Annotated in this window: 30 protein-coding genes; 10 read left to right on the top strand and 20 right to left on the bottom strand. The window is 48.4% G+C overall.

All coding sequences use genetic code 11. The annotated features are described in order from the left end of the window. Window positions 1-36 precede the first annotated feature (36 nt). The 3 genes from recF to dnaA form a co-directional block, all read right to left on the bottom strand. Window positions 37-1,113: a DNA replication/repair protein RecF gene (recF, locus tag Q9O24_04750; GenBank protein MDQ7074460.1), complete on the bottom strand. Its 1,077-nt coding sequence runs from the start codon at window positions 1,111-1,113 to the stop codon at window positions 37-39. A gap of 1 nt (window position 1,114) precedes the next feature. Then, window positions 1,115-2,296 carry a DNA polymerase III subunit beta gene (dnaN, locus tag Q9O24_04745; protein MDQ7074459.1) on the bottom strand — a complete coding sequence of 394 codons (1,182 nt, stop codon included), beginning with the start codon at window positions 2,294-2,296 and terminating at the stop codon, window positions 1,115-1,117. Between the two features lie 148 nt (window positions 2,297-2,444). Next, the gene (gene dnaA / locus Q9O24_04740) at window positions 2,445-3,815 is read right to left on the bottom strand and encodes a chromosomal replication initiator protein DnaA (GenBank protein ID MDQ7074458.1); all 1,371 of its coding nucleotides are present in this window, start codon (window positions 3,813-3,815) and stop codon (window positions 2,445-2,447) included. A gap of 215 nt (window positions 3,816-4,030) precedes the next feature. Here dnaA and rpmH point away from each other — a divergent pair, with 215 nt between their 5' ends. From rpmH to Q9O24_04690, 10 genes are all read left to right on the top strand, one after another. Beyond that, window positions 4,031-4,165: a 50S ribosomal protein L34 gene (gene rpmH / locus Q9O24_04735; protein MDQ7074457.1), complete on the top strand. Its 135-nt coding sequence runs from the start codon at window positions 4,031-4,033 to the stop codon at window positions 4,163-4,165. Continuing rightward, entirely contained in the window at window positions 4,158-4,562 is a 405-nt protein-coding gene (gene rnpA / locus Q9O24_04730; GenBank protein ID MDQ7074456.1) for a ribonuclease P protein component, read from the top strand. Before rpmH ends, rnpA begins: the two co-directional genes overlap by 8 nt. Beyond that, complete coding sequence (yidD, locus tag Q9O24_04725; protein MDQ7074455.1) at window positions 4,544-4,771, top strand: membrane protein insertion efficiency factor YidD; 228 nt, start codon at window positions 4,544-4,546, stop codon at window positions 4,769-4,771. The genes rnpA and yidD overlap by 19 nt, the downstream gene beginning before the upstream one ends. 20 nt (window positions 4,772-4,791) lie before the next feature. Further along, complete coding sequence (gene yidC, locus Q9O24_04720) at window positions 4,792-6,468, top strand: membrane protein insertase YidC (protein MDQ7074454.1); 1,677 nt, start codon at window positions 4,792-4,794, stop codon at window positions 6,466-6,468. A gap of 12 nt (window positions 6,469-6,480) precedes the next feature. Then, window positions 6,481-7,830 carry a tRNA uridine-5-carboxymethylaminomethyl(34) synthesis GTPase MnmE gene (gene mnmE, locus Q9O24_04715; protein MDQ7074453.1) on the top strand — a complete coding sequence of 450 codons (1,350 nt, stop codon included), beginning with the start codon at window positions 6,481-6,483 and terminating at the stop codon, window positions 7,828-7,830. Between the two features lie 255 nt (window positions 7,831-8,085). Continuing rightward, window positions 8,086-8,253 (top strand): DUF2782 domain-containing protein, encoded by a 168-nt coding sequence (locus Q9O24_04710; GenBank protein MDQ7074452.1) that lies wholly within the window; start codon window positions 8,086-8,088, stop codon window positions 8,251-8,253. A 54-nt stretch (window positions 8,254-8,307) separates the two neighbouring features. Then, the gene (locus Q9O24_04705) at window positions 8,308-9,261 is read left to right on the top strand and encodes a homoserine kinase (GenBank protein MDQ7074451.1); all 954 of its coding nucleotides are present in this window, start codon (window positions 8,308-8,310) and stop codon (window positions 9,259-9,261) included. Continuing rightward, window positions 9,251-9,763 (top strand): TRAP transporter small permease subunit, encoded by a 513-nt coding sequence (locus Q9O24_04700; protein ID MDQ7074450.1) that lies wholly within the window; start codon window positions 9,251-9,253, stop codon window positions 9,761-9,763. Before Q9O24_04705 ends, Q9O24_04700 begins: the two co-directional genes overlap by 11 nt. Further along, window positions 9,763-11,136 (top strand): TRAP transporter large permease subunit, encoded by a 1,374-nt coding sequence (locus Q9O24_04695; GenBank protein ID MDQ7074449.1) that lies wholly within the window; start codon window positions 9,763-9,765, stop codon window positions 11,134-11,136. Before Q9O24_04700 ends, Q9O24_04695 begins: the two co-directional genes overlap by 1 nt. A gap of 98 nt (window positions 11,137-11,234) precedes the next feature. Then, window positions 11,235-11,747, top strand: coding sequence for a hypothetical protein (locus tag Q9O24_04690; protein MDQ7074448.1), 513 nt, complete (start codon window positions 11,235-11,237; stop codon window positions 11,745-11,747). 31 nt (window positions 11,748-11,778) lie between these two features. Here Q9O24_04690 and Q9O24_04685 read toward each other — a convergent pair whose 3' ends face one another. From Q9O24_04685 to gshA, 17 genes are all read right to left on the bottom strand, one after another. Further along, a complete protein-coding gene (locus Q9O24_04685) occupies window positions 11,779-12,444 on the bottom strand; it encodes a hypothetical protein (GenBank protein MDQ7074447.1) in 666 nt (221 codons plus the stop codon). 54 nt (window positions 12,445-12,498) lie between these two features. Next, on the bottom strand, window positions 12,499-13,266 hold the full coding sequence (locus tag Q9O24_04680) for a hypothetical protein (GenBank protein MDQ7074446.1): 768 nt from the start codon (window positions 13,264-13,266) through the stop codon (window positions 12,499-12,501). A gap of 12 nt (window positions 13,267-13,278) precedes the next feature. Continuing rightward, the gene (locus Q9O24_04675; GenBank protein ID MDQ7074445.1) at window positions 13,279-13,950 is read right to left on the bottom strand and encodes a prepilin-type N-terminal cleavage/methylation domain-containing protein; all 672 of its coding nucleotides are present in this window, start codon (window positions 13,948-13,950) and stop codon (window positions 13,279-13,281) included. A gap of 746 nt (window positions 13,951-14,696) precedes the next feature. Further along, window positions 14,697-15,842 (bottom strand): HupE/UreJ family protein, encoded by a 1,146-nt coding sequence (locus tag Q9O24_04670; GenBank protein MDQ7074444.1) that lies wholly within the window; start codon window positions 15,840-15,842, stop codon window positions 14,697-14,699. Between the two features lie 106 nt (window positions 15,843-15,948). Further along, the gene (locus Q9O24_04665; GenBank protein MDQ7074443.1) at window positions 15,949-16,353 is read right to left on the bottom strand and encodes a hypothetical protein; all 405 of its coding nucleotides are present in this window, start codon (window positions 16,351-16,353) and stop codon (window positions 15,949-15,951) included. Window positions 16,354-16,561: 208 nt separating this feature from the next. Continuing rightward, entirely contained in the window at window positions 16,562-17,551 is a 990-nt protein-coding gene (locus tag Q9O24_04660; GenBank protein ID MDQ7074442.1) for a PD-(D/E)XK nuclease family protein, read from the bottom strand. A 222-nt stretch (window positions 17,552-17,773) separates the two neighbouring features. Then, window positions 17,774-19,060 (bottom strand): dihydroorotase, encoded by a 1,287-nt coding sequence (locus Q9O24_04655; GenBank protein ID MDQ7074441.1) that lies wholly within the window; start codon window positions 19,058-19,060, stop codon window positions 17,774-17,776. Continuing rightward, window positions 19,057-20,067, bottom strand: coding sequence for an aspartate carbamoyltransferase catalytic subunit (locus tag Q9O24_04650; protein MDQ7074440.1), 1,011 nt, complete (start codon window positions 20,065-20,067; stop codon window positions 19,057-19,059). Before Q9O24_04650 ends, Q9O24_04655 begins: the two co-directional genes overlap by 4 nt. A 10-nt stretch (window positions 20,068-20,077) precedes the next feature. Then, a complete protein-coding gene (gene pyrR / locus Q9O24_04645) occupies window positions 20,078-20,545 on the bottom strand; it encodes a bifunctional pyr operon transcriptional regulator/uracil phosphoribosyltransferase PyrR (protein ID MDQ7074439.1) in 468 nt (155 codons plus the stop codon). A 35-nt stretch (window positions 20,546-20,580) separates the two neighbouring features. Continuing rightward, window positions 20,581-21,015 (bottom strand): Holliday junction resolvase RuvX, encoded by a 435-nt coding sequence (gene ruvX, locus Q9O24_04640; GenBank protein MDQ7074438.1) that lies wholly within the window; start codon window positions 21,013-21,015, stop codon window positions 20,581-20,583. Beyond that, window positions 21,016-21,567: a YqgE/AlgH family protein gene (locus Q9O24_04635; protein ID MDQ7074437.1), complete on the bottom strand. Its 552-nt coding sequence runs from the start codon at window positions 21,565-21,567 to the stop codon at window positions 21,016-21,018. Between the two features lie 13 nt (window positions 21,568-21,580). Continuing rightward, window positions 21,581-22,474 (bottom strand): TonB family protein, encoded by an 894-nt coding sequence (locus tag Q9O24_04630; GenBank protein MDQ7074436.1) that lies wholly within the window; start codon window positions 22,472-22,474, stop codon window positions 21,581-21,583. Beyond that, window positions 22,471-22,992 (bottom strand): Gx transporter family protein, encoded by a 522-nt coding sequence (locus Q9O24_04625; protein MDQ7074435.1) that lies wholly within the window; start codon window positions 22,990-22,992, stop codon window positions 22,471-22,473. Before Q9O24_04625 ends, Q9O24_04630 begins: the two co-directional genes overlap by 4 nt. Beyond that, window positions 22,992-23,363, bottom strand: a complete 372-nt coding sequence (locus tag Q9O24_04620) for a NusG domain II-containing protein (GenBank protein MDQ7074434.1) — start codon at window positions 23,361-23,363, stop codon at window positions 22,992-22,994. The genes Q9O24_04625 and Q9O24_04620 overlap by 1 nt, the downstream gene beginning before the upstream one ends. Then, on the bottom strand, window positions 23,363-24,394 hold the full coding sequence (locus Q9O24_04615; protein ID MDQ7074433.1) for an FAD:protein FMN transferase: 1,032 nt from the start codon (window positions 24,392-24,394) through the stop codon (window positions 23,363-23,365). The genes Q9O24_04620 and Q9O24_04615 overlap by 1 nt, the downstream gene beginning before the upstream one ends. Next, window positions 24,394-25,350: a glutathione synthase gene (gene gshB, locus Q9O24_04610; protein ID MDQ7074432.1), complete on the bottom strand. Its 957-nt coding sequence runs from the start codon at window positions 25,348-25,350 to the stop codon at window positions 24,394-24,396. Before gshB ends, Q9O24_04615 begins: the two co-directional genes overlap by 1 nt. A gap of 10 nt (window positions 25,351-25,360) precedes the next feature. Then, entirely contained in the window at window positions 25,361-26,668 is a 1,308-nt protein-coding gene (gene gshA, locus Q9O24_04605) for a glutamate--cysteine ligase (protein ID MDQ7074431.1), read from the bottom strand. Window positions 26,669-26,725: the final 57 nt, after the last annotated feature.

Raw genomic sequence — 26,725 nt, 5'->3', positions numbered from 1 at the left:
GAACCTCGCCAAAAATTTGATCGGGCATTATAGCAGCTATTCCAGCCCGCCTTGTTTCACGTGAAACAATTTGTAAGTGGGGAAACAATCAAAAATAGAATCGTCTATGGAGATATTGGTAACAAACGTTTGCAAGCCAATCTGTTCGATTAAGAAAAACAACCGTGAACGCTTATGTTCATCCAATTCTGAATTCAAGTCATCAATCAACAGTATCGGTTTCGAAGTTGTACTTTCAGTCAACAACTGAAGCTGCGCTAATTTTATTGCAAAAGTGATCAACTTGACCTGCCCTCTCGAAAGCACACCTTTCACGGACAAGCCGTTCATCTTAAACATCAGATCGGCTCGATGCGCCCCGACAGAACTGTAACCTTGTTTAAAATCTTGTGGCAACTGTTTCAGTAAAGCATCAGACAAATCAATATCTGGATGCCAACCTGGGTAAAAAATCAGCTCCAAACTGTTTTCAGGCATCAAATATTCAATCGTGGCATTGAAACGTTTTCGTAGTGCGGCAACGTAATTCGTTCTAAAACGAGTCAACTCCAACGCCAAAGGAATCAACTGCTGATCCCAGCTGGCAATTATTTTAGCCGTAAGCCGAGATTTTAGAGCACGGTTCCTCTGTTCCAGAACACGGGCATACGTTCTCCACACCGTTTGAAATTGATGTTCCACGTGAAACACACCCCAATCAATCAACTGTCGTCTCAACTTGGATTGAGACAGAATCAAATTGGAACTGGTTGGATGAAGTGTTTGGATCGGAAACAGTTGAACCAAGTCAGACAATTTTTGAGTTAGATCACGATTGATTTGAATTTTTGATTTCTGGGATTTTGATTTTGAAAAACCCACATTCATCAATAGAGATCGTTCTTCATCAAAGACCTCGGCATTAACAACAAATTCACGACTGCCGTGATGGATTAGGTCATTGAGCTTTACATGGGTAAAAGATTTACCAAACCCCAACAAATGAATTGCCTCCAGAACAGAACTTTTACCAGAGGCATTTTCACCATACAAATAATTAAGATGAGGATCCGGAAGCAAACACGTTTGTTTATGATTTCGAAAATGGTGCAGAGTTAATTTCTGAATCTGCATACTACAAACGCATCGGCATCACCACGTACTGAGAGGTAGTATCACCCTCGTTATGAATCAGGCAACTGCTGCCTGAGTCTTTCAGATTAAATTGCACCAACTCAGAATCAATCACATTCAAAATATCCATCAGATAGTTAATATTGAATCCGACCTCAACTGCACTACCAGGATAATTTACTTCCAACTCTTCTTCCGCCTCTTCCTTTTCAGGGTTATGGGTTTTTATTTTTAACAGGTGATTATCGAGCTGAAAACGAACGCCCTTGTATTTGTCATTGGTCAAAATGGCGGTACGAATAAGAGCACTGCGTAACTGCTCTCTGTTTGCCAGCATCATGTTTGGACAGTCCGAAGGCACGACACGGGAATAATCAGGAAATTTGCCATCAATCAACTTCGAAGTAAAACGGGCATCTTTTAATTCAACTTGAATATGATTTGAAGTCAAAGAAATTTCCACTTCATCATCTGAATCATCAATGAGACGCAATAATTCAATAATCCCTTTGCGTGGCAGAATAATTTGCTGGTTGGAATCAATATCCAATGATTGCTCCACGCTAGACAATGCCAAGCGATGCCCATCGGTGGTGACACTTTTGATTGAATTTGAATTAATTTCCAACAGCAAACCATTCAAATAATAACGAACATCCTGTTGAGCCATAGCAAAAGCTGTTTTATCCAATAGCTTTTTTAACGCCGATTGGCTGATTTTAAAAACAGTTGGGTTTTGCAGCGCATCGAGTACCGGATACTCTGTGGCAGGTAATGTTGACAATACAAATCGACTTCGATTGGAGACTATGTAAACACGCCCCTCCTTCAAAGTAAACTTAATTTGACTGTCGGCAGGTAGAGTACGGCAGATATCGAATAACTTACGGGCTGGAACTGTGATTTCTCCAGTCTCATGAGTTTCCAACAGAATTGCTTCTGAACCGATTTCTATTTCCAAATCGGTTGCTTTGAGCTTTAATCTGTCTTCATCGCAAATAAGCAGAACATTGGCGAGTATTGGGAGTGTCTGACGTTTCTCAATAACCGTAATGGTTTTTTGTAAAGCAGCCAACAAATTTTCAGTCTGTATTATATAGTACATATATATATATACCTTATAGTTATAGTTATAAGGGAGCCCATTTTCTGTGGATAAGTCATTTTTCTCTTTTAAATTCATGCCATTAGCATGTAGATAAACCTCTGGATAAGTTGTTCATAAGTGGCCTGTTTCCTGTGGATAAGCTGTGGATTAAATTGTGGATAAGTATTTGTCTTTCTTATCAACAGCTTTTGCACAGCTTATCCACAGGGTTATACATGGGTTATCAACAGGCTAAAATACGATTTAAATTAATATAATCTTCCGCTATAGAGGCATCACTCTGCTTGAGTTCTTCCACTTTTCTACAGGCATGAAGTACAGTTGTATGATCCCTACCTCCAAACGCATTACCGATTTCAGGAAGGCTGTGGCTGGTTAATATTTTCGCAAGACTCATGGCAATTTGGCGTGGTCGAGTAATGGAACGAGTGCGACGTTTGGAGAGCAGATCTGCCACTCGGATCTTATAGTATTCTGCTACGGTCTTCTGAATATTTTCAATGGTTACCAATTTGTTTTGTAAAGATATTAAATCTCCAAGCGCCTCTTCAGCAAAAGCTTGGGTAATGGCGCGACCAGTAAACTGGGCATTTGCAACCACTCGTCGTAATGCGCCTTCAAGCTCTCGAACATTAGAACGTATACCCTTGGCGATGAAAAAAGCCACATCGCTGGGTAGGTCAATGTGATTTTGCTCCGCTTTGTTTTTCAAAATTGCGACGCGGGTTTCCAGTTCAGGAGGTTCGATGGCAACCGTCAAACCCCAGCCAAAGCGAGATTTGAGCCTCTCCTCAAGACCATTAACCTCTTTGGGATAACGATCACAAGTAAGAATAATCTGTTGCTTGCCCTCTAAAAGCGCGTTAAAGGTATGAAAAAATTCTTCTTGTGAGCGCTCTTTTCCGGCAAAAAACTGAATGTCATCTACCAACAGAGCATCTAAGGATCGATAGTAGCGTTTAAAGGCGTTCATTGTATTGCGTTGTAGACCCTTGATCATATCAGCCACAAAGCGTTCTGAATGCAGATAAAGCACACGTGCTGCTGGGTTTTTTTGCAATATGCTATTGCCTACCGCATGCATCAAATGGGTTTTACCCAACCCGACTCCACCGTAAATAAACAGAGGATTGTAAGCTGAACCTGGATTATCTGAGATTTGCAAAGAGGCTGCTCTGCCAAGCTGGTTGGATTTACCTTCAACAAAGGTTTCAAAGGTAAAAATAGGGTTTAAATTGCTTTCTATTGGTTGTAAAGGAGAGTTGTCTTTTTTGAGAAAATTGATATGTTCTTGGCTGGGTTTTTCAGCAGGTGCTTTTGGTTTTTCAATAACAGTGGTGGCTGTCGGTTGTTTGTTAACCCCGACTTCCAGCATCACAACAACGTTGTTTTGATCCAGTTGAGCAATAATACGTTCTATGTTTTCTAGGTAATTATTTCTCACCCAATCTTGAACAAAACGATTTGGGGTAAAAAGATGCAGGCAGCCATCCTTTAGCTCTGCTTGTAAAGGGCGAATCCAGGTGTTGAGTTGTTGCTCATCCAGTTCGGTCTCTAATAACAAGAGACAACGGTTCCACAGAGATGTGCTCACAACATCACTCCTAGTTAAGGGTTAATAACGGGCTCAGCGGCGCAGTTTAACGTTGTTTAAAAAAGTTATCCACAGGTACGATGGGGAGAAAATGAGATCTACGGATAAGTAATTGATTGACAACTGGGGGTGTTTGAATGTACGTTTCGCCGTTTTGCAGTTGCCGCTGATAGAACGTCGTGGCCGTTGCTGTTTTTCAAATTGAGGTCATAGCCATGAAAAGAACATTCCAACCCAGCACCCTGCGTCGTAAACGTACTCACGGTTTCCGTGCTCGCATGGCCACCCGTGGTGGTCGCGCTGTCTTAAGAGCCCGTCGTGCTAAGGGTCGTGCTCGTCTGAGTGCTTAATCAGCACGATGGTGGTGCAGCCTCACCGAACGAGGCTTTTCCTCGTTCGGTGAGGCTGTTAACACCAGAAGATTACAAAAACGTATTTCAGCAACCCATTCGTGCTGGTGATCGCCTGCTTACTGTTTTAGCACGTGTCAACGGAGAACAGCCTTCTCGATTGGGTTTGGCTATTGCCAAAAAAAATGTGCGCCATGCTAAGGGTCGAAATCGCATCAAACGTATTGTGCGTGAGAGTTTTCGCCTGAACCAAGCGCAGATTGAACACCTGGATATTGTAGTCATGGCTAAGCGGGCGGCTGCGGATGCCGATAAATCGGAGCTAAGAAAGAGCATTGATCGCCAATGGATTTATCTGTGTAAGCAGTTAAAAAAACAGTGCGAAAAATCCTCTTAGCGCTGGTGCGTTTTTACCAATATGGGATCAGTCCTTACTTGGGTAATCGTTGTCGCCACATTCCAAGTTGTTCTGAATACACTTTTGTCTCGATTCAGCGTTTTGGCAGTGCGCGTGGCTCTTGGCTGGCTTTAAAACGTATTTTTCGTTGTCACCCTTGGGGAAGCAGTGGTTACGATCCTGTGCCCGAAAAACCTCACAAACATTAGATGGGAACCTTTACAGACTCATGGATAATCAGCGCCTTTTTCTTTTTGCCGGTTTAGGTTTTCTTTTGCTGTTAATTTATCAAAATTGGCAGATGGATTATGGCGTTGATCGCCAAACTGCGGTTCAAAGCAGCACTCGTATCTCTCCAATGGGTCAAACCGATTCCGTTGCTAATGATATTCCTCAGGCGGCCTTGCAGTCCAAGTCGGTACCTTCAATGAAAGGTGGGGTGGCGCAAGAAGAGGTGGTGAGCAAAGGGCAGCGTATTGCTGTTTACACAGACACCTTTCAGATAATTATTGACAGCCAAGGTGGCGGTATCAATCAGGTGCTGTTGTCAGAGTACCCCATTTCTCCTGATCAGCCTGATGTGCCGTTTCAGTTGATGGATGATCGTTCGGGTAGCTTTTTCATCGCGCAGTCTGGTCTACAGGCAGCAAAAGGGGATGCGCCTACCCATCACGCTCTGTTTCAGGTTAAGGCTTCTGAGTTTCGTCTAGAAGAGGGCAAAGATGAGTTGCGAGTGCCACTTTATTGGAGTGGTGATAACGGTGTGGAGGTGATCAAAACCTACGTCTTTCATCGAAATAGCTATCTGATTGATGTGGAATATCAGCTGAAAAACGGCTCTGATCAGCCGTGGCGGGGTCGTCAATATCGTCAATTGCAGCGTAAATTTGTCGGTGAAGATGAGCAGCCCGCGTTTATTTACACCTACATTGGTGGGGTGTTGTACAGCGAGGCAGAAAAATACGAGAAGATTGATTTCTCCGATATGGAAGAGGCCGATCTCAATCGCAGTTTTAAAGGCGGTTGGGCGGCGATGATTCAGCACTATTTCCTCGCTTCTTGGGTTCCTGCTGTCGATGAAGAGAACACCTTTTACACCAAGGTGGTGCAGAGCAATTTTGGTAAACGTTACGTGATGGGGTTGTATTCAGCCGCAGTAGAAGTTGCGCCTAACGACAGTGTTAATTTGAGTTCTCAGCTCTTTGTCGGGCCGAAAGATCAGGCGCGTCTGGAAGCAATTCAGGAGAGTCTCAAGTTGACCGTTGATTACGGTATCTTGACCATTATTGCCCAGCCGATTTTCTGGCTATTGAAATGGCTGCACAGCTTCTTGGGTAACTGGGGTTGGGCCATCATCTTCGTTACCTTGATCATTAAGCTGATCTTCTACAAATTGTCGGAAGCCAGTTACCGTTCGATGGCCAATATGCGCCGCCTGCAACCCAAATTGCAGGCGCTTAAGGAGCGTCACGGTGATGATCGGCAGAAGATGGGTCAGGCAACCATGGATCTTTATCGTAAAGAGAAGATCAATCCACTGGGTGGTTGTCTGCCGATGTTGGTGCAGATCCCCGTTTTCATTGCTCTCTACTGGGTGTTATTAGAAAGTGTTGAGATGCGCCAAGCGCCCTTTATGCTCTGGGTGACGGATCTCTCGGCGAAAGATCCCTACTTCGTTCTGCCGTTGATTATGGGTGTGAGTATGTTTGTTCAGCAAAAACTCAATCCAGCGCCGATTGATCCAGTGCAGCAGAAAATCTTTATGATCATGCCGGTAGCCTTCACCTTTTTCTTTGCCTTCTTCCCTTCAGGTCTGGTGCTGTATTGGGCGGTAAACAACCTACTCTCCATTGCTCAACAGTGGTACATCACGCGCCATGTGCTGGCTGGTGAAAAGAAAAAATAAGCGTTTTTTATTTTGAGCGACAATGACACCATTGCAGCATTGGCCACCGCGCCAGGTCGTGGCGGCATCGGTGTGGTGCGTGTTTCTGGTGGCAGAGTTGCTGAGATTGCGCGCGAATTAGTTGGTCAACTTCCCTCTCCGCGTTTGGCAACTTATCTGCCCTTTTTAGAGCAAGATGGGACGCACATTGATCATGGTTTGGCGATTCGGTTTGTCGCGCCCCACTCCTACACCGGAGAAGATGTTTTAGAGTTGCAGGGACACGGTGGGCCAGTGGTGATGGATATGTTGCTAAAACGGATTCTTGCCCTTGGAGTTCGAGTGGCGCGTCCTGGAGAATTCACCGAGCGTGCGTTTCTCAATGGCAAAATGGATCTGGCACAAGCGGAAGCGGTCTCTGATCTGATTGAAAGTGGCAGTGAGCAGGCGGCGCGAGCTGCCCTGAGTTCCATGCAAGGCGCGTTTTCCCTGCTGGTGAAGGAGTTGCTTGAGCGTTTGATTCATCTGCGTATTTACGTTGAAGCGGCTTTGGATTTTCCCGAAGAGGAGATCGATTTTCTTGCTGATGCGACGATTTATCAGCAATTAGATGAGCTGAAAAAGGCGTTGCTGGATGTGCAACGCTCGGCGCGTCAGGGGCAGTTGCTCAAAGAAGGCATGTCGGTGGTGATCGTCGGTCGGCCTAATGTGGGCAAGTCAAGTTTGTTAAACCGTTTGGCAGGCCACGAAGCGGCCATTGTGACCGATATTGCCGGTACCACGCGAGATGTGTTGCGCGAGCAGATTCATCTTGATGGTTTGCCATTGCATGTGATTGATACCGCTGGTTTGCGTGAGACCGATGATCTGGTTGAAAAAGAAGGCATTCGCCGTGCTCGTGCTGAGATTGATAAAGCAGATCGTATTTTGGTGTTGATCGACGATGAGGTGGGTTTAAGTGCGGAGGTGCAGCAGTTATTGGACTCTCTGCCTTCTGACATTCCTCGAGATCGAATCCACAATAAAATTGACCTCAGTGGTCGTTCGACGGAGATTAAGCAGAGTGAGACCGGTACGGAGATCTGGCTCTCCGCCAAAGCGGATGTGGGTATTGAGTTGCTAAGAGAGCATCTCAAGTCCTGTATGGGTTATCAGCAGAGCGGTGAAGGACGTTTTATTGCGCGTCGCCGTCATCTTGATGCATTGAGGCTGGCTCAAGAGGCCATCGACGCTGCAGAGCAGGTGCTGCGTGAGCAAGGTGCGGGTGAGTTGGCTGCCGAGGAGTTGTTGTTAGCACAGCGCTATCTCAATGAAATTACAGGAGAATTTAGCAGTGATGATCTTTTGGGTCGTATTTTTTCCAGTTTTTGCATCGGTAAATAAGAGCGCATTGTGGATAACTCTGTGGATGACGGTGGATAATGTTAAACGGACGTCGCAGCAGCGAAGCGGTTAAACGTATTTGTTAAATTCAGTGCTACCTTTAAAGAGAAAGGTATAGGGTAGGTACGAATTTTAAGAGCGAGGAGGTGTCATGAAAGCAGGGTCTTTATTAGCGCTGTTTTGTTTCTGTTCCGTTGTGTCGGCGGTCTCTGCCTGAAGCGGAGATTGTGATTAGGCCTAGGCAGTGAAGACAGTATTGAAGAGTATCGGGTTAACAACCAACTTTATATGCTGAAAATCACTCCAAACATAGGGCCAGCGTATTATTTGATTGACCGTGATGGTGACGGTGATCTGGAAACCAAACGCTTTGAGCTGGATGAAAATTTTCAAGTCCCGCAATGGGTTCTGATTCGATGGTAAACTCCCTCACTTTTGTTCGACCATTAGGTTGATAAATCTTAATTTGAGTGAGTCATGTCCGTTTTTACTTCCGTCAGCTCCGAGCAGCTGCAAATTTTTTTGTGCCAGTTTAATCTGGGGTCTCTGATTAACTTTGAGGGCATCAGTGCTGGGATCGAAAACAGCAATTATTTTGTTAATACAACTGAAGGTGCTTTTGTCCTCACTCTGTATGAAAAACACTCTGCAGACGAGATCAATTTCAGTGTTCAGTTAGGTGCTTTTTTAGCCGCCAAAGGCTTGGCTGTTTCTTACCCTCTTGCTGCCAAAGATGGCCGATTGCAGCGGGATTTTTTGGGTAAAGCAACGGTGCTCAGTCAGCGTATTGTCGGTCAAAGTGTTTTCTCCCCAAAGGTTCAGCATTGCCAACAGTTAGGCACGGCTTTGGCCAAGGTGCATCACGCCAGTCAAACGTTTCCATTGAGTGAGCCAAAGCTGGACGCTCATCTCTGGCGGCAGCAGAGCCTGCAAAAATTGCACGATAAGTTGGATCCAGAGACGTTGCACACGTTGCAACAGTTGGTGCGGCGTTACCAAGATGATGTTGCTTTGGATCTGCCGCAGGGGGCGCTGCACAGCGACCTGTTCCGCGACAACGTGCTGTTTGAGGGCGATCAACTCAGTGGCATTATCGACTTTAACAGCGCCGTTCATAGCCCGCTGCTTTTTGATGTCGCGGTGGTATTGAACGACTGGTGCAGTCGGCCTGATGGTTCGTTGGATCTGCCGCTGAGTCGGGCGTTTATGAGTGCGTATCAAGGTCTGCGTCCGTTTAGCGAGTCTGAACATCGTGTTTGGCCTCGTATGTGTGAGCTGTCTGCTCTGCGTTTTTGGCTTTCGCGGTTATTGAATCAACACTTCCGTCAAGCGTCAGAATTGACTTGTGATAAAGACCCTGAAGAGTATCGCTGTCTGTTTTTGCATCGCCAACGGCATCCGATTGCTTTGAGGCGGCTTTATGATGACTAGAGTGGCGTTTATTGACCTCTGTGAGGAGATTACTGAAACCTGTGGCCAGTGGGTCTCGTGGTTGAGTCTGTTGATGGTGCTGGTGACCTTTTTGATTGTGGTGCTGCGCTACGGCTTTAATCTCGGTTGGATCTCCATGCAGGAGTCGGTGGTGTATATGCACGCCCTGCTCTTCCTGTTGGCCAGTGCGTATACGCTTAAATTGGACGGCCATGTGCGGGTGGACATCGTTTATCAAAAATTGTCCCTTAGAGGCCGAGCTTGGGTGGATTTGATCGGTACGTTGTTACTGCTGTTTCCCATGAGCCTGTTTATTCTCTGGCTCAGTTGGACGTATGTAGGCAATTCTTGGGCGTTGTTGGAAGGCTCGCGTGAGGCGGGAGGTTTGCCGCTGGTGTTTGCTTTAAAAACGGCCATTCCAGTAATGGCGATTTTATTGATTGTGCAAGGTTCGGCGGACATTGCCCGTCGTTTGCCGTTGCTGGCTGGGAAAAAATCCTAATGGCTCTGTTGCTTTTTTTGACCCTGATTGTGGTGTTATTGGCCGGTTATCCGGTGGCGTTTACCTTGGGCGGCACGGCGTTGATTTTTGCTGCCATCGGCACTCTGACAGGCAGTTTTGATGGTGATTTTTTGACGGCGCTGCCCAACCGTCTGTTTGGCATTATGAGCAATGAAACCTTGATTGCGGTGCCGCTGTTTGTCTTTATGGGGGTGATGCTGGAACGTTCCAAGGTCGCTGAAAACCTGTTGGATACGATGGGGATGCTGTTTGGCAGCCGTCCTGGCGGCATCGGCATCGCGGTGATTTTGGTCGGCATGTTGTTGGCGGCCAGTACCGGCATCGTTGGTGCCACGGTGGTGACGATGGGGCTGCTCTCGCTGCCGACGATGTTGAAACGAGGTTACGATCCGGCCATCGCTACCGGTGCCATTTGTGCCTCGGGTACTTTGGGGCAGATCATTCCGCCGTCGATTATTTTGGTTTTGTTGGGTGACGTGCTCTCCTCAGCGTATCAGCAAGCGCAACTGGATATGGGGGTCTATTCGCCGAAAACCGTCTCTGTGGGTGATCTTTTTATGGGCGCGTTGATCCCGGGGCTGATGCTGGTAGGGTTGTATCTGCTTTACATTATTTTTATGGCCAAGCTCAAGCCAGAGAGTATGCCTGCGCTGCCCAAAGAAGAGTTGCCTGAATCACGCCAAGCGTTGCTGCTGCAGGCGCTAAGGGTGTTGCTGCCGCCGTTGTTGCTTATTTTTGCTGTCTTGGGTTCGATCATCGGCGGGTTTGCTACCCCCACAGAAGCGGCCTCTGTGGGGGCGATGGGGGCGATGTTATTGGCCTTGGTGCATCGTCAGCTGAGTTTATCAACCTTAAAAGAGGTGGTGCAGCAGACCAGCAAAGTCACCAGCATGGTCTTTATGATCTTGATTGGTGCCTCGATTTTTTCCTTGGTGTTTCGAGGTTTTGGTGGCGATGAGTGGGTTCATGGTCTGCTCAGTGATCTGCCTGGTGGTCTGTTTTCCGCCATGTTGGCGGTGATGCTGCTGATGTTTGTGCTCGGTTTTGTCTTGGACTTTATCGAGATCACGTTTGTCATTGTGCCCATTGTTGGGCCGATTCTATTGTCGATGGGCGTTGATCCGGTTTGGCTGGGGATTATGATTGCGATTAATTTGCAGACCTCTTTCCTCACCCCGCCTTTTGGTTTTGCCCTGTTCTACTTGCGTGGCGTGGCTCCTGCAGAGGTGAAAACTGCGCAGATTTATCGGGGGGTGGTTCCGTTTATTGGTATTCAATTATTCGCATTGATGTTGTTGGCGCTTTGGCCGCAGTTGGCAACGTGGCTGCCAAAACTGGTTTATGGCGAGTGAGCGGGTTTAAATCATAATATGTGAACCGCCCCCTGCCCTTTTTTGACAAAAACGCTACAATAGGTAGCACAAAAACCACATTCTTGGAGAATCAAACCATGTTCAAACCATCCCTTCGCCATTTTGCTTTGCTGTTAAGCCTGCTGATCAGCCCTCAACTGTTTGCCGGTGGCCTCTATTTTGGTGCTAAAACAGGCCGTATGATCCTTGACGATACAACGACGGTGTTATTGAACGGCATTGACACTCAACCGACCAACGCCAGTTTGTTGGTGGGTTATGAAATTATGGGCATTGTCATTGGTGATTTGGCCGTCGAGGGAGAGCTGAGCCGTACCTTGAGCCCTGGGGTGAGCAACAATCAAGACGTGGAAGTGGAAAGCAGCGCGGTGTACGCGACGTTGCGTACAGCAGGCCCGTTTTACTTCAAAGTGAAAACCGGTTTTGTGAATCAGACTGTGACTCGTGGTACAACCAGTGTTTCAGACACTGGTGCTTCCAGTGGTGCAGGCATCGGTATTGGCATCGGTGTGGCGCAGCTTGAGCTGGAGTGGACGGTGCTGAAAAACGACACCAGTTACGCTTCTTTGGGTCTACAGATTGATCTGTAGTTCCGGAGGGGCGGATTCCATATCCGCCCTTTTATTGTTTGTTCGGTTGTAATTTAATAAACTGTTGCTCTAAAAAATGTTGCTCTGCTGGGTCTTTTATTTCGCCGCTTTTTAATAATGCGGCAATTAAAGTGGCCGCTGCTTCTTTTTTCCCCTCTCCCGCTAAAATAAACACGGTCATCTGTTTGACCCAACGGGGTACGTTTTTATTTCCTTTGGTGAGCCGCATTAGTTTTTGACTTAATCTTAGGGCTAGCTCTGCATCGTGCAGTTTATGTTGCGCCAATAACACCATTTTTACCATCCAAGGCCACTCTCGTGCGGGTGCTTGTTCAAATTTATTTGCTACAAAATCAATAATTTGGCGTAGTTTGTCCGAATCGTTCACGTTGCTGTAGAGGTGGCTGGCGCTGAGCAGAGGGTAACGATTGTCACCATCCAGCTCTTGAATAGCATTTAACCAATTGATTAAATGAGTATAATCTAGCTGTTTATATTTGAGGCTTTGACCGTGTTGATAATCAAAGTCTTGCAGCCAGATTGAAAGCAGACGTGAAGCCAGTGCCGGTTCATTAAAGCTGAGTTGACGCAGTAAAACGCTTTCTGGTGGTGAGGTGAGTTTGTTTATTACGATTGTTTTATCGGGTTGTTGTGTTTTTAAAACAATAAAACCAATAAGAAAAATTAACAGGCTCAAAATCAACCCATTGGGCAGTTGTTTAAAAGGTCTTAACGTGTGCATAAATTCAATTTAAAAAACCCGTCGATGCAGATCAATTAAGGTGGCTGATATTAATAATAAAAGATAGAGAAACGCTTCCAGTGCTGAGTAATAAAAGTGATCTAATGATACCGGTGTTTGAATTAACCACTGGCTCAGAGCAAAGTTATTCAATGAAGGCAATAACCAAGAGAGTGCGGTTAAAAAGAGCAAAGCCATTTGATCGAGCCAAGAGTGGGGATTAAAAAAAGGCCCTTGAGCAATCTGCACCAAGTTATCTGCCAGCCGCGCAAACAGATAAAAGAGCAGCAAGGCCAAGCTGGCCAGCACGCTGCTTCGCAGCCCAAACGCCAGCCAAAGCGCCATGCTGTTGACCAGCAGTAACTCCAAAAAAAACGAACATCCCCAATAGAACAGAACGCTGTTTTGGCTGTAAAAGAGCAGGATGAGGCTGCTAAACAGCGCAACGGTTAAGGAGAGCAGCAGCGTGCTGAGCAGTTTGCCAAAATAGAGTTGGCTGCGGTTGATCTGGGTGGAAAGCAGCAGTTGGGTGTGGCCACTGTTTAATTCGTTGTGATTGATGTTGATGACCAGCATGGCGCTGATCAATAGACCAGTGAGGCGTAAGACCACTGCCAATAGACCAAGCTGGGTGCTCTGTTGCTCTGTGATGGTGATGGTGGCGGCAAACTCGCTTAGGCTGATGGCGAGCAGAGCACAGATAAACAGGGCGCTGAAAAGACCGGCGTGCTGAATCTGTTTGAACGTTAATCGGGCAATTATAAAACAGGCGTGCAAAAGAGGGCGCTCCTAAGGCAGTCGTTGGGCGTTGATCATGGTGTACTTCAACAGGCTGTCCGGTACCCAGATGAGCAGGTCGTTAAACTCGGCTCCGGTCAGTAGGCTGTGGCCGCGTTTGATAAAGTTGAGGTCGCCGTCCAGATTTTCGGCTTCCAAAGTTGAGTTGAAGCCCCGTGGCTGGCCTTGAGAGAAGAGGATAAAAGGCACCTGTTGAGCCAGTTGATCACTGCCATCGAGGTTGGCGCTGACGCTCAGAGTCGCCTCAGAGCAGAGGCTAAAGGAGATGCCCGTTGAAACGGTGGCGCAGCCCGCCGCGCCCTCAATTTGATCGGCGTAATCTGGGCTGACGGCCAAGCCGATGGATTGATTCCAAGCGTCTGTTGCATTAACCCCCAGATCACGCCACGGCAGAGTACCGTTATTATTTTGGCAACTTGAGTTGCCGAGTCGGTTTTGCCAGCCATTGCCGTTGCTGTCGGGGCAAGGCAAATGGCCTTGGCTGAGGGTGTAACCGAGAATCACCTTTGAAAGGCGTTCCAAGCTGATTTTGGTGCTGCGAATCTGTTGGTTTTCCCGTTGGGCTTTAAGGGGGGTTAACACACCCGCGGCCAACAGGGAGACCACAAACAGCACCACGGCCAGCTCCAGCAGTGAAAATCCAGCCTGATAATCTGTTGCCATTTTTCAACCCCGTGTTGATCTTGGTTGGGGTTATACAGATTGTGTACCGGTTTTGCGTGCGTGCCGAATATCAGCCCCGAGGAGGAAGACGGGTTGGTCTTTATGTTTTTTTACAGCGTTTGTCATTGGATTCCAATTTATTATCTGTGGCGACCCAATATTACGGATGAAGCCGATAAATTTTTAATTGAATTGGGGTTAGCCAGACATGCTACGCATATTCTTACCAATAACGGATGTTACGCAGTGAGTGAAAAAACACGCGAACAATTCCCCTCCTGTGGAGGAGTGCCTTGGAGAGGTGGGGTGGTTTCTTCAACGTAGGCAAAGGTGCTGAATTCGCTTCAGGGTGGAACCACCCCGTCAGGCTACGCCTGCCACCCCTCCAACGGAGGGGAACAGTGCGGAACGTTCAGCGGGGTCACTTTCCGCCCCCTGAGAGTTAAGTTTACTGATTCAACTCACCGGACAACTACCCTGACACAGGGGGGGCATGGCTGTGACCATGATCATGTCCAGAACCTGCCAAAACAGGTGCGCCAAAAAGCAAGGATGATAAGACAAGTGTTGTTGCTAAAGTTTTCATAATTTTCTCCAAATGTATCAGTTAATTGTGTCGTGTTTAGTAGGTGTGTGATCGTGTGAATTGTCATTATGTGAGTGTCCTTGATCGGAGCAGCCAGCCACCATAATGATAAAAACACCGAGTAATAATAATTTTATTGTTTGCATGTTAATGCCTCCTATTAATCAATGGTATCGTGAGTTGATGGGTTAAGAATTGGTGCAGATTTTGTTTTCCCAATGTCAGACTTTAAGTCCAAACGTTGATACTCGCCTGCTACATTTAGAATAATAACAATAGGAAAAGCATTATTGTTTTTCCAGTACCAGCCGTGTGTACCTTCAAATATTGTAGTTAAAGAACCGCTTGCACTGGATTGGGTATCTTTTTCAAATGTTTTAAAATAACCCGTTGTATCGCCTTTAGGCTCACCATGAAAGTCATAAAATAATTCTCCTTTATCCGTTTTCCATGTGTATTCAAGGGTCGCCCCTTTAGCCAGTTGTAATTTATATTCTTTTTCACCTCTGGCTGAAATATTGATAATTATCTTATCCTTCCAATCAGATTTTTGAACTTGCTGAAGGCTCACTTTTGTTTGCCCCACTGGCTCTGCATTCACTACAAACTCATCCGCATTGGCGGTATGCTCATAGCCGTGCATCTGCATAAGGAATAGATAGGCTCCTGCAAGAATTAAAAAGTAATTTGAAATTTTGCTAAAGGTGGGAAATGAGTGGCTTTTACGAAATGCAGCAATAAGCAACAACATAAGAGCCAGGGCAGAAATTTGACCGAGTTCAATCCCCACATTAAATGAAACAATATTCATTAATAGCTGATCTTCATTCAGTGGCAACTGCTGCAAGCGTGTCGATAGACCGAGACCATGTATCAAACCTAAGCTAAAAATCATTGCCAACATATTTGGCGCTTTGACATTTAGATATTTTTTAAATCCATCCAAATTGTGAAAAGCTATATAGCAAACGCTTAATGCAATGACCGCATCGATTAAAAAATAATTGATTTGAATCGCATTAAAAGTAGCATAGATAAGGGTGATACTGTGCCCAACGGTGAATGCTGTGATGTATTTAACAATATCCTTAAACTTGGTTAAGAAAAAGATAATGCCAAACACAAAGGCTAAATGGTCATAGCCAGATAGCATATGAGTCGCACCGATCCAAATGTAGCGTAGATTACCTCCCTCAATGATAATTTGTTTTTCGGCCTCAGACATGCCATGAGCAAAGGCCAAGCTTGCAAAAAGCGTTAGACAGACAGCCAACAGCCATCGTGATTGTTTTATAATGTGTAACATAAATACCTCGATAAATTTTTATTCAGGGCGAGATTACTCTCCCTAAAATAACTAGAATTTCTGAACCCTTAATACGACAGTTTTCAGATTATAGAAAAATAAAAATTCAGGAGGTTTTTGGTGGGGCGCGAGGATTGAGTGTGGAATAGCAACAATAGGCTAATGTAGCGCTTGTGATAACCAGTTTTTTGTTACTGATTTGTGCCGGTGATGATGATGGTGGGAGAGTTGTAACCGCTATAACATCAAAAGACGTTTTCTGCTTTTTATGCTTTTTTACAAGGTAATTTTGCTCAAACTCTATCGAGTTGACATGATTCGCTTGGTGAGAAACATCAGTATCCGCTAATAAGCTGTGCGCATGTGTTTTAGATTGATGTTCATGGTGTATGCCATCATGGCTATGATGTTCGACTAAATGAATATGAACACTTGTCCATTGCATTGTAAGAAACGCAATGGTGAGCAAAAATAATATTGCGTAATTTGGTAGGGGTTTATTCGGATTCATATTATTTCATTATAACAAATATCGCATCATACGGGGAGCCTTTTACACATAACGGTTCTGCGGATAACCGGCGCTCCGTTGAAAATTTATTTTCATAAGGTTCGTCCGGTTCAGGCGCTTGATGGACTGCGCGCAGCGACGGCCAGCAAGGGGATGGACATCCGCAGAACCGATGCAGTAGGCGCGAAGCGCCTGCTGCATCGCCCAATTATGCGCTTTTATTCACTGACTTTAAAAAATTCTCTGCTTTTCTAAACAGCTCTATAGTTTTACCTATATCTATTACTCCATCCTCTACTTCTCGATATTCACCATCAAAAACACAAACTGTCATATATTTACCACTTCCAAACCTACCTGGCTTGATTAAGTTAAAACCAGTATCTTTATTATTTCTTACTTTGTCATTAAGGATTTTGTGCCATTTTGATCTGAGGAGTCTTCGCTCGTTTTCATTTTTTACCCATATTTTGAAACAAAATTTATCTTGCTCAAGCTGGAGATATTGCTTACAGTTATCAGTACCCTGAAAATGCCACCAAAACCCAAGAAATCCTCCCGCAGGATTTGCTACATAGTCCCAATGCCCACTACCAAGCTGTTTTTGCAATTCAAGATAGAACCCTATCCAAGCGTACCGACCCCATTTAGATATTTCTTTGGATTTGTAACTTTCAACTTTATCAGAAATTGATTTAAGATGACTTCGGTAATCAACGAGTATTGCATTTACTCCATTATATGCGTTTAAGATTTTTAAAAAATCTTCCCTTAAATAAGGCTTATACCCATTTTCTTCAACACTTGAATAACTGGCTTGGTCTTCCGTTTTAAAATAAATTGGGATTATATTTTGCTCTTTAAAGTCTCTGTTTTTTACATCTTCAAGATAACGAGTCAGTTGATTTGAATGATGTTTTGTTCCCGTTTTATCTTCAATCAAAATAGGGTAGGTATTATTAATGATACATAGCACATCAATATTATTATCTTGTTTTCTAACTTCAACTTGCTCAATATTTGATGGAATACTTATCTTGTGTTTATCGAATAATGATTTAATGAGATTAATTGCACACTCATGTAAACCTTTGTCAGAACCTTTGAGTTCTGGTGATGCCCAAGATAATAGCCAGCAAATAAAAGCATCCTGAGAAAGCTCACTTGTTGCATATGAAAATAGGTTTGGCTGGTTCATTTTTTCCTTTATTACGCAGAACCGATGCAGTAGGCGCGGAGCGCCTGCTGCATCTCTGTAATAAACGGCCACTGGCCGTTTATTTAGTTAACACGGCCAATTCTTAAAGGCTGATCATAGCCTTATAATCAGCCACTTACACAACAAATAGAACGATATTGCCATAAAAAACACGGCATGAACAGGAGTTTACAGCTCGGTTATGCGTAGCGGTTACTGCATCTATAAAGAGTGAGAAAAAACCTTCTCTCCAGCCAGAAAAACCTGCTGAACTTCCGCTTGAAAACACCAACCGGCAAACGGGGTGTTTTTACCTTGGCTGAGTAACTGTTGCGGTTCCAGCTCCCAGTACGCATTGGGATCAAACAGACAGAGATCGGCGCTGTGTCCTGGGGTCAGGCTGCCCAGTGGCTGTTGAATCACCTTGGCGACGTTGTGCGTCACCAGCGCAACGGCCTGCGAGAGGGTGAGCACCTTTTCCTCCACCAGTTTCATCGTCAGGGGCAACAAAGTCTCTAGCCCAGAGATGCCCGCCTCGGTTTGTGGAAAGGGTTGCAGTTTGGCATCGGCTTCGTGAGGTTGATGGTCGCAGCAGATCAGGTCGATGGTGCCGTCTTGCACGCCTCGGCGCAGCGCCTCTTTGTCCCGCTGGCTGCGAAACGGGGGTTTAACATGGCACTGGCTGTTAAAACCGTCCAGATCCATCTCGGTAAAAAAGAGCTGATGAATCGCCACATCGGCGCTGATGGGCAAGCCTTGCTGTTTGGCGGCGGCGATCATCTCCACCGCTCGGCGTGAGGAGAGGTGGCTAAAGTGGCACCGTGCGCCGGTCTGCTCCACCAGCGCCAACAAACGCGCCAGCTCAACGGTCTCTGCTGCCACGGGGCTGGCATTGAGGCCCAAACGGGTGGCAACCGCACCTTCGTGAGCGCAGCTGCCTTGCGCCAACCACGGATCTTCCGCTTGCAGAATCAAGGTGATGTCAAAGGTGGTGGCGTACTGCATGGCGCGGCGCAGGATTTGAGTGTCTTTGATGGCACGACCGGCGTTGCTAAAGGCGATGCAACCCGCCGCTTGCAAGGTGGCCATTTCGCTCAAACAGTCGCTTTTTAGACCACGGGTTAATGCCCCAATGGGCAGAACACGGGCAAAGCCCGCATCTTCGGCGCGACGATGAATCAGCTCCACGGTGGCGGTTTCGTCGATCACGGGGTGGGTGTCGGGGGTGCAGCAGAGGCTGGTGATGCCCCCCGCAGCGGCGGCGCGGGTTTCGGATTTGATCGTGGCTTTGTACTCTTTTCCTGGTTCGTGTAGACGCGCACTGAGGGCAATCATCCCCGGCATCACGATTAATCCTTTGGCATTGATGATCTCATCAGCACTAAAACCATCGGGAGCCGTATCGCCAACGGCGCAAATCTTACCTGCGTGCAAATAGACATTGAGGATGGCATTTGTCTGATTGGCGGGGTCAATGACACGCCCTCCTTGAATCAAAATACGGCTCATGCGCTGGCTCCTGCGTTTCTCATCACCAGAGACATCACCGCCATGCGTACCGCGATGCCGTAGGTGACCTGCTGCAAAATGACCGATTGTGGCCCATCTTGCACCTGCGATTCAATCTCCACGCCGCGATTGCTCGGCCCTGGGTGCATGACGATGGCATCCGGTTTGGCCTGTTGCAAACGGGCTTGGGTCAAACCGTATTGTTGGTAAAATTCATCGCGGCTGGGCAGAAAGCCGCCTTTCATGCGCTCTCGTTGCAGACGCAACATAATCACCACATCCACATCGTGCAGGCCGTCGTCCATTTTATGGTAGACCTGCACCCCAAGGCTCTCGACGCTTTCGGGCAGCAGGGTACGCGGAGCGATCACCCGTACCTCGGCGGTGTTGAGCAAGTTGAGGGCGTGAATCAGTGAGCGTGCTACCCGCGAGTGCAAAATATCGCCAACGATGGCGACTTTGAGACGGGTGAAATCGCCTTTGCAACGGCGAATGGTAAACATGTCGAGCATTGCCTGCGTGGGGTGGGCGTGTTGGCCGTCGCCGCCGTTGATCACCGCAATGTGAGGCGCAACGTGGCTGGCGATAAAGTGCGCTGCACCCGAGTCGGCGTGACGAATGACAAACATATCACTCTGCATCGCCTCTAAATTGCGCAGGGTGTCGAGCAAAGTTTCGCCCTTGGTCGTGGCCGACGTGCTGATGTTCATGCTCAGTACGTCGGCGGAGAGCCGTTTGGCCGCCAGTTCAAAGGTCGTGCGGGTGCGGGTGCTGTTTTCAAAGAAGAGGTTGACCACGGTTTTGCCGCGCAGCAGCGGGACTTTTTTGCTGCTCTTTTCGTTAACGCCCATAAAGGATTCGGCGATGTCCAAAATCTCGGTGAGGTGGTCGGCCTTCAAACCATCAAAAGAGAGAAAATGACGCAGCTTTCCATTTTCATCCAATTGCACGTTGTTGGCGTTGGGGTGCAGAGAGGAGGGCGCTGGACGCAGTATTTTTAGGCTCATAACGGACTCGTTAGCGTTGGCGTTCTTGCAGGGTGAGGCCGAGGTCGTCGGCATTGAGTTTCACTTGTTGGCCTTCGCGCAGCGCCAAGCGGCTGCCGTAGACGTTGGCTCGGATCGGCAGCTCTTGGCCTTCACGTTCCACCAGCACCGCTAGAATCACCCGCGCAGGACGCCCGTAATCGAAGATCTCATTGAGGGCGGCGCGCACAGTGCGACCGCTGTAGAGCACGTCGTCCACCAAAATGACGGTTTTGTTTTCGATTTCAAAGGGCAGGTGAGAGGGTTTTACTTCTGGGTGCAGGCCGATGCGGCTGAAATCGTCTCGATAAAACGAAATGTCCAGAGTGCCGATGTCGTTGGGCAGTTTGAGCCGCTGTTGCAGCTCGGCGGCAACGCGCACCCCACCGCTGTGAATGCCGATCATGACGGTCTGTTGTGGGTCGCTCTGCTCCAGTTGACGCTGCAGGTAGGTGGTCATGTTGTCGAGCCACAGCTCGACTTGGGAGACGCTGATCATAAGGTTACTTGTCCGTCTAACCAGCGTTGCAAAATCACGCTGGCGGCTATTTTATCCACATCACCCTTTTGGCTTCTGCCACGGGTGCCGTTTTGTCGTCCGAGTTTGATCTGTTGTTGGGCTTCGCAGGAGCTGAGGCGTTCATCGGCCTCAAAAATGGGCAGTCGATAACGCCCTTCCAATTGGCGGGAAAATTTCCGTGCTGCTTTGCTCATCTCCTGCTCCTTGCCGTCCATCTGCAGCGGAATGCCCACCACCAGTGCATCGGGTTGCCACTCTTGGATCAGTTTAGAGATAGTGTCCCAATCCGGTTTGTGGTTGATGGCGTGAACGGTGGTGAGGGGGTTGCTGCTGTGGGTGATCTCTTGACCGACGGCGATGCCGATGCGTTGCCGCCCGTAATCAAAGGCCAGCAGAGTACGGGCGCTCATTTAGGCGCGGCCTGTTTGGCTGGAGATCAGGCTGAGATCAATGCCGATCAATTGGGCAGCGGCCTGTAGACGCTGTTCGGCGGGCGTATCGAACAGGATCTGGCTGGTGGCGGGGCAGCTGAGCCAGCTGTTTTGGCCGATCTCTGTTTCCAGCTGGCTACCACCCCAACCGGCGTAACCGAGTGCGGTGAGGGTTTTTTCAGGCCCCTTGCCTGCGGCAATGGCTTTGAGAATGTCCCGCGAGGTGGTAACGCAGATCTCATCTTGAATCTGAATACTGGCTCCCCAAGCGCCTGTAGGTTGATGCAGAACAAAACCGCGTTCCGACTCCACAGGGCCACCGTAATAGACGGCATGTTCGACCTCCACTTCCTTGGCTTGCTGGATCTGCATATGGGCAAACAGCTCTTGAATGTCAACATCAAGGGGCTGGTTGATGATCAGACCCATCGCGCCGTTTTTATTGTGCTCGCAGATGTAGGTCAGACTCTGTTGAAAACGGGGGTCTTGCATGTTGGGCATGGCGAGCAAAAAGTGGTGGGTTAGATTCATCAGTGTGTCTCCATCAGTGGCTGGTGAGGCGGTTGTTGCTGAGAAACTGCCAACTGCGGGTGATGTAGAGAATATCGACTTTCTTTTTTAGCTCGGTGGAGAAGTTGCCGTAGGGTGCGGCCAGTTCGACGATGCGAATGGCGGCTTGATCAAGCACGGTGTGACCTGAGGATTCAACCAAAATGGTTTTTTGCAAAGAGCCGTCGGTGTTGATCACAGCAGTTAAAATCAGGGTGCCGCTGAGTTGGCTGCGACGGGCTTGATCGGGGTAGTTGAGGTTGCCGATGCGCTCGATTTTTTTCACCCAGTTGTACATGTAAGTGGCCGAAGGCGTGCCTTGGGTGCTGGCATCAATGTAGTCGCGTCGTGGACGTTTGGCGTGCATCTGCATCTCTTTGTCGATTTCGGCAGTGAGACGGGCAATTTCTAAGCTGTGTTCGATCAGTTTGTTGCTGAGTTTGGGGATCGGTTTTTCTTGTGGCTGGCTCTGTTGCTGTTTTGGGCTGACTTTTTCTTCAGCGTGGCGCTGGGTCAGAACCGGTTGTTCATTTTTTGGGCTGATGTGCGGCGCACTGGCTTGCAAGCGCACCGCCGAGAGGCCGTCGGTTTGTGTTGGTTCGGGGGCGCTAAAAGGCGAAGTGGGACGCACCTTTTCCTTGCTGTCTCCGCCGCCCTGTTGACTGACTTGAGCCAAATAGTCTGCTTTATCCGGTGCGGTTTCGCTCTCGGTTTGCACCAAGATGACCTGCAGAGCATGAGGAATGTTGCTGCTGAAATCGAGGTGGGTAAAACCAACGCCGAGAATAATAATGCCGTGTATCACCGCTGCAATAAAGAGGGTAAAGGTAAGACGGTCATTGGCCCGAATGGGGTTGGGGGTGAGAGGTGCAGTTGGGCTGGTGCTCATGAGAGTGATATGGGTTTCGTCTTGAGTTGTTTTAAGGCGGCGTGGGCAATTGTACCGCTAACCAGACCAAAAACCAGCGCAGCGGTCATTAATATCGGCAGCAGATGAAACAGGCCGCTGTGTGGAATAAAAAGAAAATAGGCGGTGAAGAATTGTCCGAGCATGTGTGCCAGTGATGCCAGTAAGCTGAGTCCAAAGAGGCTTAAGGGCAGTTTTCGCGCCAAGGCCAGCACCAACAAGCTGCAACAAGCTCCACTTAAGCTGAGAAAAAAAGCCGGAGAGAGAAAAGTGCCTAACAATAGACTGCCTGCCAACACGCGCAACAGACTGACCCAGACCGCTGAAGCAAACCCAAAGTAATAAAGGGTAAAGAGGGTAACGATGTTGGCTAACCCCGGTTTTACCCCAGGTAATGGACTGGGCAGGGTGGCTTCAACCACATAAATGGTGATGGCCAGCGAGGTAAGCCAGACGATGCGCAGGTCGTGGCGGTCGGTTTTTAGGGTTTTATTGCTCATCAAAAATTGATCGAGTCAAAGCGGCTGTCGCCGCCCACCAGACTTAAGGTGACGCTGTTGGGTAGGCAGGCGATTACCTCGCCGCTGTGTTTGAGCCAACCGTAATGGATACAAACTTTGCTGCGACAAGGGGAGTCGATAAAACGGGCGAAACCGTCTTTGATCTCAATGGTGCTGATGCCGATTTTGCCGTTGATGTGCAGCAGTTGGCGATGTTGCAGGCTGGCGCTGCGTGGCTCTTCTTTTTGCACTTGAATGAGGGCGTGACTGGCGGGTTTTTGTCCACCCCACAACAGAGGGTAGAGACTCAAGACGGACAGGGTGGCGAGCACCACCACCACACGGTCTAATAGTGTCTCACCCCAAAACATCAGAGCGACTCAACCACGATCTTGTCTGGAGTTGGGCCTTCAAATTTGAGCCGTTTCTGCATCGCAGGGGTGATATGAACGGTGCCTTGTTTGTCGATGAGCATTACTTGATCCAGTTTCATGCTGCGGGCGATTTCCAGCCAGTGATCACCACCGGCAATGAACAGCGCGGTGGCAGCGGCATCGGCCAAAGCAGCGTTGTCGGTGATGACGGTGACCGATTGGCAGTTGTCGGCGGGTGTGCCGCTGCGGGGGTCGATGATGTGGTGATAGCGTTGACCTTGGTAATCAAAAAATCGTTCGTAATCGCCGGAGGTGAAGACGCTTTCGCCTTCATGCACGGAGAGGGAGGCGATGATGCCTTGTCGCCGAGGGGCGCGGATGCCGATGCGCCAAGGGCGACCTTCTGGGTGGCCGATGGCGCGCAGGTCGCCACCGGCATTGACGATGGCATTTTTGATCCCCAGATGTTTGAGAGTCTCGATGGCTTGATCGACGGCGTAACCTTTGGCGATGGCACCAAAATCAAAATGAACATTGGGATTGTTGCTGCTGATTTCCGTTGTCTTGAGGTGAATGTCACTCATGCGATTTTTATGCGCCAAGAGCGTTTGAATCGCTTTTTCTGCTGGCGGTGTGGTGGGCAGATCGTCGCTGTGAAAGCCCCACAGAGCGATTAATTCACCGATGGCGGGGTTAAATAAGCCCTGACTGCTGAGCGAAAGCTGCTGAGCTTGTTTGAACAGCGGTTGCATCTCTGTGGGCAGTTGAGCGGTTTTACCTGCGTGCAGTTGTTGGTTGATTTGCGTTAAGGGGCTGGGATCCCAAGCGTGCCAGCGGGTGTCGAGTTGCTCGAACAGCTGAGTTAATTTTTGGATGGCGAGGCGCTGTTTTTCCTCTTCAACTCCGTAAAGGCTGATGTCCACCAACGTGCCCATCGCCAAAAAACGTTCGTTGTGGATCTGGGGCTTTTTGTCACCACAGGCGCTGAGCAGAAGCAGCAGGGCAAGTAAGGAGAGTGTTCGTAACATTATGATTGTTCCGTTAATTGTGCGGCAATGCACTCCATTAAATCACCTGCAATGTCCAAGTTGCCTTCCCGATCCAGCTCGCGGATGCAGGTGGGGCTGGTAACGTTGATTTCGGTCAAATAGTCGCCGATTACATCGAGACCAACAAACAGTAGGCCTTTTTCGCGCAGCGTGGGTGCGACCTGTTCACAAATCCAGTGGTCCCGATCACTGAGCGGTACCGGTACACCGCGTCCTCCGGCTGCAATGTTGCCGCGCAGCTCGCCTTTGGCGGGGATGCGCGCCAGTGCTAAGGGAGCCGGTACACCATTGACCAGCAGGATGCGTTTGTCACCGGCACTGATTTCGGGAAGGAATTTTTGCGCCATGATCAGGCGCTGGTTTTTATGCGTGATGACTTCCAAAATGGTGCTGGTATTGGGGTCGTTGAGGCGCAATCGGAAAATGGATTCACCGCCCATGCCGTCGAGCGGTTTAACCACGATGTCTTGGTGTTGCTGTAAAAAAGCCAACAGGCGCGGCGCTTGGCTGCTGACCAAGGTGGGCGCGCAGCACTGCGGGAATTCGGAGGTGAAGAGTTTTTCATTCGCATCGCGCAGACTCGATGCTCGGTTGACCACCAAACAGCCCGCCGCTTCAGCGCGCTCCAGCAGGTAGGTGCTGTAGATGTAATCCATATTAAAGGGCGGATCTTTGCGCATTAAGATGGCATCAAGGTGATGCAGCGGTTGATCGCTTTTTTCACCCAGTTCAAACCACTTGTGCGCATCGTCTGCGACGCTGAGAGGGCGCATCGTTCCCCAAGCAATCTCCTGTTCTAAATAGAGATCATGCTGTTGCAGGTAGTGCAACGACCAACCGCGTTTTTGCGCCGCCAGCAGCATGGCCAAGCTGCTGTCTTTGTGCGGTTTGATCTGTTCGATGGGGTCCATGACGATGCCGAGTTTGAGTTTCATGACCTCTCCCTTAGCTTTGTGAGTTTTGGCTGTTGGCAATTTCACGCGCCGCAGCGAGCAGGGCGAGGCGAGCGATAACACCGTAGGCGTAAAACCGATTCGGTTCAGCGTCAGGTGCTTGGCTGGGGTCGGGGGTGGTGCAGGTGTCGGCAAAGGCGAGTGGTTCGAACGTCATCCCAGGAGCGTTGAGGTTTTCAGTGCGTTTGCGCTTGTTGTGTACTCGATAAAAGCCGCCGACGACAAAATGGTCGATCATGTAGACCACTGGCTCAGCCACCGCATCGTTGTTGCCCCAATATTCGTCGGTGTAAACGCCCTCTTGCAAAATCACTTGGGTGATCGCTTTGCCTTCTTTACTGGAGGACATGCGGTTGCGCTGTTTGCGATTCAGGCTGTGTACTTCGTCAATGTTTTTCACCGACATAATGCCCATGCCGTAGGTACCCGCATCGGCTTTGATGATGACGTAAGGTTCTTGATCAATTTGGTATTGGTCGTATTTTTTCTGGATGGCATTTAGCAGTTGTGCGACTTTTTTCACCAGACACTCTTCGCCTTCTCGTTTGAGAAAGTTGATCGCGCCGCAGTTATTGAACAGCGGGTTGATGAGCCACGGATCCAGTTCAACCAACTGGGCAAATTGCTCGGCCACTTGATGGTACTGGGCAAAGTGATCTGATTTGAGTCGATTAGACCAGCCCAGTTCGGTGGGCGGAAAAACCATCTGATTGAGGTTTTCCAGAATGTCGGGGCGGCCACCGGAGAGGTCGTTGTTGAGCAAAATAGCACAGGGCAGATAATCGCCGATCTGGAGCTGTCCGCCGTGGCGTTGAATCGGTTCCAGCAGCACATTTTTTCCTGAGGGTAATTCAAAGGTCTGTGCGGCTGTGATGTCGGGGTTGAGGCTGCCGATCTTAACCTCGTAACCGGCCAGCGTAATGGTTTCAGCTAAGACGGCTAAACTCTCCAGATAAAAGAGGTTGCGGGTGTGGTTTTCGGGAATGATCAACAGCTTAACGGCCTGAGGGCAGATGCGCTCCATCGCTGATTGCATGGCTTGAATGCAGAGGGGCATGAAGTTTGGGTTGAGGTTGTTAAAACCGGCAGGGAACAGGTTGGTATCCACGGGTGCCAGTTTGAATCCAGAATTGCGCAGATCAACAGAAGTGTAGAGCGGGGCGGGCGTCTGTAACCACTGCTGGCGAAACCACGCTTCGATTCGGCTTTGATGTTGCAGCAAATGGGATTCAATCTCTTGTAACGGCCCTTGATTGGCGGTGGTTAGGTGCGGTACGGCTGGGACTGACTCGGCGCTCATGGTGTTTCCAGTGTGAAAGGTAATGGCGTAGTTTACCCGATAGACAGGCTGTTTTGT

Source organism: Gammaproteobacteria bacterium (genome assembly GCA_030949385.1).
Lineage (GTDB): Bacteria > Pseudomonadota > Gammaproteobacteria > JAUZRS01 > JAUZRS01 > JAUZRS01.
The sequence above is the reverse complement of the archived record's forward strand: the minus strand, read 5'-3'. Positions and strand labels throughout refer to the sequence as shown.

Coding starts and splice junctions, on each gene's coding strand:
- Q9O24_04695 (MDQ7074449.1), top strand. CDS start 9,763: ATGGCTCTGTTGCTTTTTTTGACCCTGATTGTGGTGTTATTGGCCGGT.
- ruvX (MDQ7074438.1), bottom strand. CDS start 21,015: ATGAGCGCCCGTACTCTGCTGGCCTTTGATTACGGGCGGCAACGCATC.
- Q9O24_04675 (MDQ7074445.1), bottom strand. CDS start 13,950: ATGGCAACAGATTATCAGGCTGGATTTTCACTGCTGGAGCTGGCCGTG.
- pyrR (MDQ7074439.1), bottom strand. CDS start 20,545: ATGACCACCTACCTGCAGCGTCAACTGGAGCAGAGCGACCCACAACAG.
- gshA (MDQ7074431.1), bottom strand. CDS start 26,668: ATGAGCGCCGAGTCAGTCCCAGCCGTACCGCACCTAACCACCGCCAAT.
- Q9O24_04625 (MDQ7074435.1), bottom strand. CDS start 22,992: ATGAGCAATAAAACCCTAAAAACCGACCGCCACGACCTGCGCATCGTC.
- Q9O24_04705 (MDQ7074451.1), top strand. CDS start 8,308: ATGTCCGTTTTTACTTCCGTCAGCTCCGAGCAGCTGCAAATTTTTTTG.
- Q9O24_04690 (MDQ7074448.1), top strand. CDS start 11,235: ATGTTCAAACCATCCCTTCGCCATTTTGCTTTGCTGTTAAGCCTGCTG.
- Q9O24_04665 (MDQ7074443.1), bottom strand. CDS start 16,353: ATGAATCCGAATAAACCCCTACCAAATTACGCAATATTATTTTTGCTC.
- yidC (MDQ7074454.1), top strand. CDS start 4,792: ATGGATAATCAGCGCCTTTTTCTTTTTGCCGGTTTAGGTTTTCTTTTG.
- recF (MDQ7074460.1), bottom strand. CDS start 1,113: ATGCAGATTCAGAAATTAACTCTGCACCATTTTCGAAATCATAAACAA.
- Q9O24_04660 (MDQ7074442.1), bottom strand. CDS start 17,551: ATGAACCAGCCAAACCTATTTTCATATGCAACAAGTGAGCTTTCTCAG.
- Q9O24_04655 (MDQ7074441.1), bottom strand. CDS start 19,060: ATGAGCCGTATTTTGATTCAAGGAGGGCGTGTCATTGACCCCGCCAAT.
- Q9O24_04635 (MDQ7074437.1), bottom strand. CDS start 21,567: ATGAATCTAACCCACCACTTTTTGCTCGCCATGCCCAACATGCAAGAC.
- Q9O24_04700 (MDQ7074450.1), top strand. CDS start 9,251: ATGATGACTAGAGTGGCGTTTATTGACCTCTGTGAGGAGATTACTGAA.
- dnaN (MDQ7074459.1), bottom strand. CDS start 2,296: ATGAATTTAAAAGAGAAAAATGACTTATCCACAGAAAATGGGCTCCCT.
- Q9O24_04615 (MDQ7074433.1), bottom strand. CDS start 24,394: ATGTTACGAACACTCTCCTTACTTGCCCTGCTGCTTCTGCTCAGCGCC.
- Q9O24_04620 (MDQ7074434.1), bottom strand. CDS start 23,363: ATGTTTTGGGGTGAGACACTATTAGACCGTGTGGTGGTGGTGCTCGCC.
- Q9O24_04650 (MDQ7074440.1), bottom strand. CDS start 20,067: ATGAGCCTAAAAATACTGCGTCCAGCGCCCTCCTCTCTGCACCCCAAC.
- rpmH (MDQ7074457.1), top strand. CDS start 4,031: ATGAAAAGAACATTCCAACCCAGCACCCTGCGTCGTAAACGTACTCAC.
- Q9O24_04630 (MDQ7074436.1), bottom strand. CDS start 22,474: ATGAGCACCAGCCCAACTGCACCTCTCACCCCCAACCCCATTCGGGCC.
- gshB (MDQ7074432.1), bottom strand. CDS start 25,350: ATGAAACTCAAACTCGGCATCGTCATGGACCCCATCGAACAGATCAAA.
- Q9O24_04670 (MDQ7074444.1), bottom strand. CDS start 15,842: ATGTTACACATTATAAAACAATCACGATGGCTGTTGGCTGTCTGTCTA.